The sequence below is a fragment of the Paenibacillus sp. 2RAB27 genome, assembly GCF_052115445.1.
Classification (GTDB): Bacteria; Bacillota; Bacilli; order Paenibacillales; family NBRC-103111; genus Paenibacillus_E.
The window spans coordinates 1-11,675 of the sequence record NZ_JBFRGR010000066.1 but is presented as its reverse complement, the minus strand read 5'-3'; the positions used below and the strand labels follow the sequence as shown (position 1 = coordinate 11,675).

The following is an 11,675-nucleotide window of genomic DNA, read 5'->3' as shown; positions in this document are numbered from 1 at the left end:
CTATGATGCCTTTGTCTATTTCCTCTATTAGCTTCATAATAAATTGCTGAACTGAAACAAGCATCTTTTATCACCTACCTTATACTGAATGAATCCCTAAGTAAGTAAAAAGTTCTCTTATAAAATCATTCTTTCATCAATGCAATAATACCATATACTGGAACACACGTCTTTATCGTATCGCTTCAAATTTTACTCATAGTCCAGCGGTGGATGTGCTATGACCCTTTCCCCATTCAAACAACTTCATTTTGATGAAAACTAGCCCCCACCTTTAACTACAACATCAGAAATCCTAGACAGCCTTCTAAGGGTTTGAATCCCACCCAAAGGCATTCACATACTCCTATCAAAGCCGTTCTCCTAATAATATTTTCATTATTAAAAAGTATACTTTTTGACAATGAGTAATCATTCAAATGTGGAGCTATAGGCGCTTCATAAAGCAATCAGTCTGATTGCCACCTTCTGGCTCGTGAAGTATTGAATCACGGCTTAGAGGGCTTTTTAGGCGTTCTGGTGATGTTGTAAAGCCAGGGGTGAGGTGGTTTATATCGTCTATGCTCATGTCGGTTTCATAAATGCCGTCAACACTTCTACAGCCCCGGTAAGGATGAATTATGATACGATACGATTACACATAATAATTCCAACATATGGTACAATTGAATCATTAAATCAGGGTGGTAAGAAGGCGATTTTAATGAAAGACATGCAATACTTCATTTGGATTGAAGCGGAACATTGGTCTCAAGGAGAATGGAACATATACGATGGTAATACTGATGCAATAGTTACATTTGAAGATGKGTCAAGATGGGTTGCTTCATTTTTTACGTACAAGAACATACAGACTCTCGCAGAAAAGAATCAACAAACTGGAGAGTGTTTACAAGGAAAGTATTTTTGKGGTAGTGACATGGTACTGGTGGATGAATGCAGTCGTAATCGCATTGAAGAAGTGATTGAGCATTTGATACTCAAAGGAGACTTTCAAGTTATATTTGATAAATGTGTCGAGGTTATCATAGACGAATGAAGGCAGGATTCTAAGCTAAGGGGATTGTTTAGCATGGCAATGCAGAATGTATTGAAGCAAGTCGTAAAAGAAACGATTGCTCCCTTGTTGAAGGAAGAAGGGTTTAAGAAGCAGGGCAATAACTTTGCCCAAGTATTTTCTGACTTCTCAACGACAGTGAACATTCAGTCATCAAAGTGGAATACACAAGATGAAGTTGAGTTCTTTTTCAATACAGGCATTTATATAGAGGAATTATTCGGAACAGTTCATCTATACCCGAAGCCAACTTTTCCAATGGAAATAAATTCAGTTTTACGGATTCGTGGCACTGAACTAACGAAAACCGATAGTTGGTACAAATTGACTATCGATACTAACGTTGAACAACTTAAACGAATGATAATAAAAGACATTGCAGAGTATATACTTCCTCACCTTCGGCAATTTGAAAGTATTTACGATGTAATCAGAGTAATGGAGTTACGTGAGAAAGATGGGATTTACCAGAGTCCCCACCATTTAACGGTAATCTACTGCTCAATAGGTGAAATGGAAAAAGCACAGGAACGCATGTCAAGAGTGTTTAATGAATTGAAGTTGGACTCGCAAAAGGGATTTGCTAGAGGATTGGCAGACCGATTAGGTCTACACGTATAATAAAGAAGTAAGGGAAACCACTCCATCCTCAGAGTGGTTTTTGTCTTTATATGCTGATGTATATTTTAGGTCAAATAGTACTTTGTGCTTAGATACATTGCGGTGACCTGTAATACAAATAGACGCGATAAAACAAACGTCCCACCAGGCTCTATTGCCCGTAACTTGAACAGGCTGCCCATTTAACTATACTTTAACGTAATGAAGCTACCGATCTTGCTGGTAGCTTCGTCCAATAATGTTTATTCAACTCTAGTTTCCCGGTAACTTAATGAAAGCCTAATCTAGCCTCCTTTATTACTTTACGAAGGAACTTATCTCTACGAATTATCCCTCAAAAACCCCATGTACTCATCAAACTTCTTTAAGTCATCAAGTGCATCCTGTATTATATCTTCTACTTCTCCGTAAATTCCTTCAGTAGCTAAATAATATCCGTCACTTAACCGATCTAAAAATGAAAATTGATCTACTGCTTTATCTGACATGCAACCTTGAGTATACAAGCTATAAATGTATGTAAAAAAATTATCTACAGTGATATTTTTGTTAATAAATTCTGATCGTATTTTACCCAACATTATATACATTGGGAGTTCAAATTCATGATTGGCCATATAAAGATTTTAGAATTGATAGTATATCTTCAATCGACTTTGAGCCCGATAGGGAGAGTTCAATAAATTCATAAGGAATGTCATATTTATCAATACAGTTATCCGCCCACTGGATGATATCATCTTTATTTTTATAACTCGTTGCTAAGGCAAGATAATAAAAACCTGCAAGTATTCTTAAGTTATCCATATGTTTTCAATCCTTTGTAGAATTTCATACTTCGTAAAACTATTCCTTTAGAATTCGTTAAAACTTTGAACTATCCTCCCTTTCGTCTAGAGCAAACTGACCTTTTACCTGGTTGTCTCCTTTAGAAAAATAGAAGCCTTGGAAATAAAAGCAACCCGCCCTAAATTGGGAGGGTTGTACTATTTATAAATTAACTTGTAGATCTCATAAAACTTACGTAAATCTTCCAAGTTTCTAGTTTGTAGTTCGGAAGTGAAAACTTCTAGAAACTCGCTTTTTGCCATTTTACCTGAATTACCAATTTCATTAAATTGAAAGAACTCAGATTGAGACATATTCAAAGCTCTTATAATCTTTTCCACAGTTTCAAGCGATACATTTCTTTCTCCTCGCTCTAGTCCTCCTATGTATGAGCTTTGAAGTTCTGCGAGCTCACCAAGCTGCTCCTGGGTTAACTTTTTAATTTTCCTAATTGTTCTTACTCGTTCACCAATCAATTTTGCAAGGCTTGCCACTTTAACCACCACCTGTTTACTACATTAGGTAAGTCAAAGTTTTTTAAACAGATTATTTAACTATAAATTCCATTGATAAAAGAACTTATAAGTACTATATTGGACATAAAACTTCTTGGAGATGACAAAATGCACCCCATGGCCAGCCAGTATGTAATTGAAAATGTTATACAATATAAAATGCGTGGAAAAGTAGCTTACCAAAGTCATTTACCCGCGGCAACAGCCCTAAACATTACATTCGTAAAACCCTTTGATGATCCTTCAGGTAAGGGGTATCAACGTCCAGTTGACCCCAAACGCTGCCATGATTTTGCAGTTTACCTTTCAAAAGGGGCTGATGCTTTATTCACACCTGTATTGCTAAATGCATGTGGAAACTGGGAGTTCTCCTGTTATGACAAGCAGAGACCGAATTATGGAAGGTTACTTTGTAAGGGAAAAGCTTCATTGATGGATGGTCAGCATCGTCTTGGTGGTATTAAAAAGTACGTACAGGAAACAAACTCCGATATTACAATCCCTTTTCTGGCATTTCACTGCCTGGATGATGATGAAGAGATAAGGCTGTTTGATACAATTAATACTAAAGCAAAAGGTATTGGTCTATCACTAAGCAAATATCTGAGAAGAGATTCTGATGATTTGAGTTGGGTTGCAACCGAATTGTTAATGAGAAAGGAAAGTCCTTTTTATCATATCGGTAGTATTATCGGTAAGCGCGTAAAGGGTAGACACATCACGCTACAAAATCTGTATAGAACACTTCATTTTCTTTTCAAAGACGGTGAACTGGTACTTACCMCTAAGGAAGAAAAGCTAAATATAGCTTTGATTTATTATAACGCTATAAAAGAAACTCTTTCAGCAGAATGGCTGGATTATTCTGGTCATCGATTAACACATATCGTATGCCTTGATGCTCTCTCCATAGCTGCAGGCAAAACAATTAAAAAACATTTAGGTAACAACAAAAAGTCTATAGACCATCCATCTTTACTTAAATCCATAAAAAAACTAAAACAAATTGATTGGTCATCAAATGGACCATTGCGCTTTATAAAAGGTTTATCTGGATCGCGAACATTATCAGAAGAATTAACTGAAATAATGATTGGTTAAAAGAGAATGCTCCGTAGAAGGTTTAAAACTGAAAATAAAGCCTGATGAGTTCAGACTATAACTCTATTAATTAGAGCAAGCTAAAAGCCCCACAATGGACTGTGGGGCTTTTAGGATGTATATAGATAGGACTGGAGAAATAGTATCCAAGTATGATTTTAAATTTCAGCATACAATTCCCCAAAATGTATTTTCATTTGCTCTTTAAGTTGCTTATTTTCCTTTTCAAGATTGCTGACTCTTTTTCTAAGAGAGGCTATGATAACATCTTTCGATGTATCACTCATATTTCGTTTTACTTGCTTCGGGGAAGATAAGCCTAATTGTTGTTTCCGGAGTAACTCAATTCTTTCGCGCAGATTTTTATTTTGATAAATAAACCCTTTTGATATATTGGCTTCTTCTGAAACTGTGTTGAAGTTTATTTTCATTTGTTTTTTTACCATTGTTTTAAGAGCTTCTTCTACTTTTTTAATAGACAATTCTGTTTTTGCTTTTGCGTGGAAGAGAAGCCCTGAGTAATTTGGATTACTATTCGCCATTATAATTCCACCTGCTTCCGTTCTACTTCTGTGTATTCTCGATTTGATTTAGGCATTCCCATAATACCATCTGAACTGGTTAGTGCCGCAGCAATCTCTTTGTATGCTCGAAGTTTAGGTTGAATAACTTCTACCGAACGAATTCGCCCCGTCCTTGTATAAATCTCAATATCCTTTTCAATCTTCTCAATATGTTGTTGGTAATATGGGAGAAACGTTTGATCTACATGCAGACTTGGGCATTTGTTTTTTATACACGGAGCCTCGATATTATCGTTCAAAAAGCTACAATTTATCTTAGGACTTTTTATACAAAACCCATGATCCAATCGAATAGAATCAAGATTATGCCTAATCCATTCTAACTCAAGTTTATTTTCTTCAGCTTGCTGGATTATATCTGCCTCAATAACCTTTCCATTGGTATCAAGTCTAACTGCGCCCAGATTTTTAACTCGTTCCCATTCTTTTCTAACTGTTCGATCATGAATTTTCGCATACACAAGCGTCATTTCAGGGCTTAAATGTGCCATCAATTTTTGGACATGAAGGATACTCATCCCGTTATTAATTAAAGTAACCCCATAGCGATGACGAAACGCATGATTATTGAATTTATAAATTTCACCTGATTCACCCATGATATTGCAGTTATGAGCCATCTTGTTCAAATGATAAGAAATTGTAGTTCTGAGAAAGGGCTGTCCTTTTTTCTTACCTGAAAAAATAGGAAATAAATAGTCATCTGGGTTTTCGCTTTCCTGCATATTTTCGCTGATATAATCCATTTGCGCCTTTACCAAATTTGCAATCTCTTCGGAAATCGGGACCTTATGATATTGCTCATTTACTTTTCGTTGATCACCCGAAATCCAATATCCGTCTTCTTGATCCAATAAACAATTTAATTTTAATAATAAAATATCACAGCCACGAAATCCGGTTGCTTCCATCAATACAATGACTGGAACGATTTCACTCGGTAGCTGATGGAGATTATCTATTACCTGATTCCAAATATGATCAGGAATATATTTAACATTTTCAGGCTTAGTTTTTCTTTGTTTCGGTTTATCCGATGGTAGAATTAACTTTTTCACATGTATTCTAGGGGCCACTTCAAACTCATGCCGTTGGATATATTGAATAAACACCTCTAATGTATTAAGGCTATAATTGATTTGATTTTCAGATGTAGGTTTCCCAGCATTTCTCCCAACATTACCCCCAAAACCCATAGGTGTTTCCCGAATAAACTTGATAAACCCTATGACTTGAGTTCTTTTCAATTCATTTAAGTTAACCCAACTTGGATGGTATTGAGCAATATAGATGAAAAATGAATTTAGCACAGTAAGTGAACCACATGCGGTGCTCCAACCAAGAGACTGTTGAATAACGACTCGTTGACAAAAATAAGTTTTTACTAATTCTCTAAAAGAAAGACCGATCCTTCGAAAATCCATATGATATTGAGCACTTGTTTTATTAAAATCAATACCTAGCCTCCGAACATCCCACCTATCTCTCTCTATTTCAGAGCGATTGTCGTTTAGATTGCTAATAAATTCATACAACATGTTGTAAATTGTGATTCGTGCCTCATAGCATGTGCTGTTTTCTTTTAGGTTTAAAGAGGAGACATACAACCTGAATTGAGGTAAGAATTTCTCAATTGGCACATCCAAAATAGATGAAAGGCCCGGAAAATTGTTTTTAATAAATTCACCCAAATCTCTTAATGCAGGCGAGTAGGTACTCCATACTGTACTAACCGATGCTTTTTCACTAGTCAAGCGATTATAAATGAATTTTTTCAATTCACTTATCAATGTTTCACTTTTAAAAACTTGAAAATCAATTATTCTTCGGGAACTAGAGAATCTAGTATTGCCTGGATACTCGCTAAGTCTCCATATATCAGAATCATAATACCACCCAAAATCTTGGATAATATGCTCATCTAGATCCAATGCTTCGAAATTGACCCTTTGAACCGAATTTTCTATGTTTTCCACCCAATATCGACCACCTAGAATTAGCGTTGAGGATATTCCCTTTTTTCTTTAGGGATTCCCATAATACCATTACTCACTTTAATTTCTTGAACGATTTGTTTATATCTCGCTAGCTTAGGGGTAATAATTTCAATTGAACGAAACCGACCAGTTTCTTTATATACCTCAATATCATTTTCCATTTTATTTATTTGTTCCTCGTAATAATCAATAAATGTGCTGTCTACATGAAAACTCTTACACTTATTCTTAATACATGGAGGATCTAAGGTAGACTCAAAAAAATCGCAATGTTGACTTGGGAGCTTAATACAAAAACCATGATCAAGGCGTATTGAGTCCATATTATGTCGAATCCATCGTAGCTCAATACCAATTTCGCTAGCATGCTGCTCCTTTTCTGTAGATTGCATTAATCCATCTGGATTAAATCGTAAGCCGCTATTCTTCCAGGCCTTTTCCCACTCAATACGAAGTGTTTGATCAAGTAGTTCTGCATAGAGTAGAGTGATTTCAGGGCAAGCATGAGCCATTAGCTTTTGAATATGCACGATATTCATGCCATTATTGACCAAAGTTACACCATATCGATGGCGAAAAGCATGGTTATTAAACCAAAAAACTTCACCATTATTATCAATAATTTTACATTCGAACGCCATTTTATTCAGATTCCGACTAACCGTAGAACCTAGAGGCGGTAACCCTTTTCTTTTTCCTCTTATAATAGAGAAGAGGTAACAATTAGGATTCTCCTCGCGGGACAAAGAGTTTTTAATAAATTGCGATTGAGCCTTAACAATACCGGCAACTTCMTTTGAAATAGGAACCTTATGATCAATTTTCTCAACTTTTCTTTGAAGTCCTTGAATCCAAAACCCATCTTCCTGTTCTAGTAAACAATCCAACTTTATTTGCAAGACATCACATATGCGAAAACCGGTTGCTTCCATAAGTAAAATTATTGGCACCATTTCTGAGGAAAATGAACTAATATTCTCAACAACCTGATCCCAAACATAATCAGGAATATAATTTAAAGTATCTGCTTTCCTTTTTTTTTGCTGTGGTCTATCCTCTGGCAAAATTAATAGTTCGACATGCTTTAGCGGTGCTTCTTCATAATCGAAAAGCTGAATGTATTGTAAAAATACCTCTAGGCCAATAAGTGTTCTATAAACACTGGACTCAGATCTTTTAGAGCCAGCTTTTGAGCTACTGCCTCCCATAGGCATAAATCGGATATATTTAATAAATTCATTGATATCCGATCTGGATAGATTCCTTAGATTTCTCCAATCAGAATGCCGTTGTATGATGAATCTGAAAAATAAACGAAGACTAGCTAGATAATAAACAGCCGTTGCCGGCGCTAAATCTGCTTTGAGAAATACACGCTCATGAATATACCTTTTACACAACTCCTTGAATGTTACCGGTATTAAAGTGAAGTCTATGTAACGTTCTCCAGAAGTAATATTGAAGTCAATATTCAACTTACGGATATCCCATCTATCCTTTTCTAATTCCTGTACATTATCATACATCTCTTCAAAAAAAGAGTAGATGGATTTGAAAGCTGTTATAGTCATATTATCGGACGTACCCGCAGTTTGCCATCTTGAGTTCGACGGAGTAAGGTACCTTTTATTTATTATTGGTTTTCCAATTTTTAATAAATACGTCCGAAAACGAGTAAGAAATTCCTCTAATGGAAGTTCAGTAATAGATTCCATGCTAGGATAATATCTGGCCAAGAAATCCCCAAGACTTCTTAGAACACTACCATAATTTCTCCAAACCGTAGTGACAGTCAAATCATCATTTAATAACTTGTAGTAAAAATAGTATTTTATTTCATTTTTAATCGCATTATTTTGAAAGTAACCAAACTTTATAACTCTAGGTCTCTCAATCCATTTCCCCTTTTCTTTAACATCTAATAAAGGAAAATCCAGTACGGCCCAAATGTCACTTCCATAGTAGCCAGTTATCGCAGTATTTATTAATTGTAAATGCTCACTTGTAGGTTTTAAGTTATGAGTTAGCATGCTTGTTTTTTCCTTGTTTTTTTTCTTGAGCCGCTTGATACTCCTGTTGAATCGTCTCATCCGATGGATGAATATACATTTCAATCGTTGTTTGAACCTGAGCATGTCCAAGCAACTCTCTCAAAATCGCTACATCGACCCCGTTTTTATGTAATTCAGTGGCATAGGTGTGTCTCAACATGTGGGGCGTAAAATCTATAGCACATTTCGCTTTAATCCTTTTCACAAAAGAACGTACCGCCCAATCCTTCAAAGGTTCGTTCTTATTAGGTCCAGTTAGATTGATAAAGACAAAGTTTGTATCAACATCAGCTGCATGGATATCAAAGATATACTCTTGAAATACATTCATCGTATTTTCTGAAACATATACGAGTCTTCCTTCTCCTGCCACTGTTTTTGAATCTCTTACTTTTATGCTATTGCTACCAATATCGAAATCCTCGATCCATAGAGCAATCGCTTCGCCAATTCGTAATCCACCTTCGTATAAAATGTGAATTAAGAGTTTATCCCGCATATTACCACAAGCATTATGTATCTGTTCTATCTGCGACTGAGTCAGTGTCTTTACTGTTCGTCTAGGTGGTTTGACTTTCAAAATATTCTTAGCAATCTTTTTACCTTTTGTAATGTGATGGAKGAAGGGCTTGAAAGTCATACCTTTTCTTGAAGAATCTTTGGTGACACCTTTCAAAATATCTTGGTCAATTTCATCTGTACGTATCAAAAAATCATAGAAGCCCACAACACAGGTAATAATAGGGTTTACTGTGTTCTCGGATCTCTTAGCCACAACAGGCGCGATCGGTGAGACTTTATCCGTCCTATAAGGACTTCTTAACCATCCGATAAATCGAGCAAGTGATCGAAGATTTGCGTTTGTGTATGATTGGTCAGTTTCATTTAAATATTCAAAATACAGTTTCATATGATAACAATATGTTTTGAGGGTATTAGGTGCTCTACCGATATCATCTAGATATTTGAGATACTTGATTACAGGGATAATAGGAGAACCATCAGAATCTAATAACATATACCTAGTTTTACCTTCTCCATTAATAATGGGAACAAATACTTCTTGTACCTTCATAAATCCCCCTTCTCCTAACATAAATATAAAAACAAGCTCCCGCGCCTTCGCTTGGRCTACATTTACCACTCTTTACTAAATATATCGTTATAAACTATAAAAACTATAATAGTTTAATATAGATAATAAAAATATAAAGAAAGAAAAAAGAAGTAGTTACTAACATTGTATACGTTAATAACTACTTCTTATTATAGTCTAAATAAGTCAGCCAAGAAGATCGTTCGTTCCCCACCCTTGTTCCCCTTACTCATCGCAATTCCCCCCGCATATTCATCAGCATAGTCATAAGCTCAGCCTTGACCAAACTACGAAGCATCGTGAAATGATGAATGTAACCTCGAACTTTGTATTCGACTTGAATCCCTAAAGCATTCATTTCCGTGTGAATCACCTTAATCTCTCGCTGCTTCATCTTGCTTTTCAACTGTTGTAATTCTGGATAAATCCCCATCTCAACCTCTCTGAGATAGAAAAGAATATGATTATAAACAATTTTATCTTTATAAACCTTAAGCTCCTCCATGTCTCTTGCTAGCATATCAAGCAAAATCGGCAACAGTGTGTATTCCTTAATCATTTGAACATCCTCTTCTGTCTCTACTCTTGATGAACCACTCATGTTCTCACCACCATATGCGAACATATATTCGTTTTTCCATATTATATACCGAACACGTATTCGTTATGCAAGTGGTTTTTTGGATATTTTTTAACCAATAAAAGGATGAACTACAGTTAATTTCAATTACTCTACCTAATTTTTACCTATTTATTGAAAACAAGCATCGCCTTACCGCCAATTTGTGCCAAACACTTGAAGTCGCACCCAGACATGTCATATTAAATATTCATCATTCAGGCGGATGTCCAAGAGTTCAGGTAATTGCCTGCATTAAATAGTTTAGAAACCTATAAAAAAGGACCTTACGGAGTTTACCCAAAGGCCTTTCGCAGCTATTTCATTAGATCAGTAAGCGTAGCAGCCATTACACCAAATATCACAGGAGAGCTTTGTGTCACCCCTGTTATGCCCACATCGGCATAGCCAAAAACGCCACAAACAGAGCATCTCACGCTCCACATGTGGCATTTTCATCATGCAGCTATCGAAATATAGACCATAATCGAATCAAGTGAAACGTGTTGTTCGGATCAATCTTTTGCGCCAGGATAAACGTTAAAATCTGGTGTGTCTGGTTCCCGCTGAGTTTCTCACCGAAAATACCCGCAGCAAGACCGATTAGACGCGTAACCTTCGCCGTGTTTTGTAAATCTGCCTTCGTGACGCCTTGCAGCAGCATTTTAATGCGTTCCTTTACCTCAGGGTTTTTCATCTTGAACTTTACACGCTCCACGAGCGCAGGATCGATGCCATATTGCTGATAACTCATACCCGCACCTCCGATACCCGTCATGCTCCTATCTTATGAGTGAATGTAGGCAAACTTGACTGAGGCCGATGCATATAAAAAAACCTATGACGTTAGTTTTAAGTGGTACAAGCCATTTTGCAGCAAAATGACCAGTACTCGGGTGGCTTTCCTCTTCTATGAACGCAGCGCGTGCGGATCCGGAGGCGCGTTGAGGTACCTATGCATCGCGGCGGTGTCGTATAAATGGAAAAGGTACAGCTAAATTCGAGCTATTTATCGAAAAATAACAATTAACTGGATTTCATGCATGTATTCTGATCAAAAACTCTGAAGCCCCCTAATTGGATTGGAGTCATCAATATGCAATAAGGTACAATATCGGTGAGGGGGAATGAAATGTATGAAAAGCAATATCCTTTATGATGAGCAACGCATCAAAGTAGCCCAAGAGGCTCTTAGCGGAACTAAGT

12 protein-coding genes are annotated in these 11,675 nt (G+C 36.4%); 3 read left to right on the top strand and 9 right to left on the bottom strand.

Translation table 11 applies throughout. From position 1 onward, the window contains the following. The first annotated feature begins 703 nt into the window (after window positions 1-703). Together AB4114_RS34875 and AB4114_RS34870 are read left to right on the top strand one after the other, a co-directional pair. The gene (locus AB4114_RS34875) at window positions 704-1,039 is read left to right on the top strand and encodes a hypothetical protein (protein ID WP_441992537.1); all 336 of its coding nucleotides are present in this window, start codon (window positions 704-706) and stop codon (window positions 1,037-1,039) included. A gap of 33 nt (window positions 1,040-1,072) precedes the next feature. Next, complete coding sequence (locus AB4114_RS34870; protein ID WP_441992536.1) at window positions 1,073-1,678, top strand: DUF4304 domain-containing protein; 606 nt, start codon at window positions 1,073-1,075, stop codon at window positions 1,676-1,678. Between the two features lie 320 nt (window positions 1,679-1,998). On the opposite strand, the gene AB4114_RS34865 is transcribed toward AB4114_RS34870, so the two are convergent. The 3 genes from AB4114_RS34865 to AB4114_RS34855 form a co-directional block, all read right to left on the bottom strand. Beyond that, a complete protein-coding gene (locus AB4114_RS34865) occupies window positions 1,999-2,166 on the bottom strand; it encodes a hypothetical protein (RefSeq protein ID WP_441992535.1) in 168 nt (55 codons plus the stop codon). 115 nt (window positions 2,167-2,281) lie between these two features. Further along, window positions 2,282-2,485 (bottom strand): hypothetical protein, encoded by a 204-nt coding sequence (locus AB4114_RS34860; RefSeq protein WP_441992534.1) that lies wholly within the window; start codon window positions 2,483-2,485, stop codon window positions 2,282-2,284. A 179-nt stretch (window positions 2,486-2,664) separates the two neighbouring features. Continuing rightward, the gene (locus tag AB4114_RS34855) at window positions 2,665-3,000 is read right to left on the bottom strand and encodes a helix-turn-helix domain-containing protein (protein ID WP_441992533.1); all 336 of its coding nucleotides are present in this window, start codon (window positions 2,998-3,000) and stop codon (window positions 2,665-2,667) included. 129 nt (window positions 3,001-3,129) lie between these two features. Here AB4114_RS34855 and AB4114_RS34850 point away from each other — a divergent pair, with 129 nt between their 5' ends. Next, window positions 3,130-4,122 carry a DGQHR domain-containing protein gene (locus tag AB4114_RS34850; protein ID WP_441992532.1) on the top strand — a complete coding sequence of 331 codons (993 nt, stop codon included), beginning with the start codon at window positions 3,130-3,132 and terminating at the stop codon, window positions 4,120-4,122. Between the two features lie 158 nt (window positions 4,123-4,280). Here AB4114_RS34850 and AB4114_RS34845 read toward each other — a convergent pair whose 3' ends face one another. From AB4114_RS34845 to AB4114_RS34820, 6 genes are all read right to left on the bottom strand, one after another. Further along, the gene (locus AB4114_RS34845) at window positions 4,281-4,664 is read right to left on the bottom strand and encodes a DUF6262 family protein (RefSeq protein ID WP_441992531.1); all 384 of its coding nucleotides are present in this window, start codon (window positions 4,662-4,664) and stop codon (window positions 4,281-4,283) included. Next, window positions 4,664-6,682, bottom strand: a complete 2,019-nt coding sequence (locus AB4114_RS34840; protein WP_441992530.1) for a tyrosine-type recombinase/integrase — start codon at window positions 6,680-6,682, stop codon at window positions 4,664-4,666. Before AB4114_RS34840 ends, AB4114_RS34845 begins: the two co-directional genes overlap by 1 nt. 20 nt (window positions 6,683-6,702) lie before the next feature. After that, window positions 6,703-8,733, bottom strand: coding sequence for a tyrosine-type recombinase/integrase (locus tag AB4114_RS34835; protein WP_441992529.1), 2,031 nt, complete (start codon window positions 8,731-8,733; stop codon window positions 6,703-6,705). After that, the gene (locus AB4114_RS34830) at window positions 8,720-9,829 is read right to left on the bottom strand and encodes a tyrosine-type recombinase/integrase (RefSeq protein ID WP_441992528.1); all 1,110 of its coding nucleotides are present in this window, start codon (window positions 9,827-9,829) and stop codon (window positions 8,720-8,722) included. Before AB4114_RS34830 ends, AB4114_RS34835 begins: the two co-directional genes overlap by 14 nt. 250 nt (window positions 9,830-10,079) lie before the next feature. Beyond that, entirely contained in the window at window positions 10,080-10,451 is a 372-nt protein-coding gene (locus tag AB4114_RS34825; RefSeq protein ID WP_063795520.1) for a hypothetical protein, read from the bottom strand. A 484-nt stretch (window positions 10,452-10,935) separates the two neighbouring features. Continuing rightward, window positions 10,936-11,223: a stage VI sporulation protein F gene (locus AB4114_RS34820; protein ID WP_171635563.1), complete on the bottom strand. Its 288-nt coding sequence runs from the start codon at window positions 11,221-11,223 to the stop codon at window positions 10,936-10,938. Window positions 11,224-11,675 lie beyond the last annotated feature (452 nt).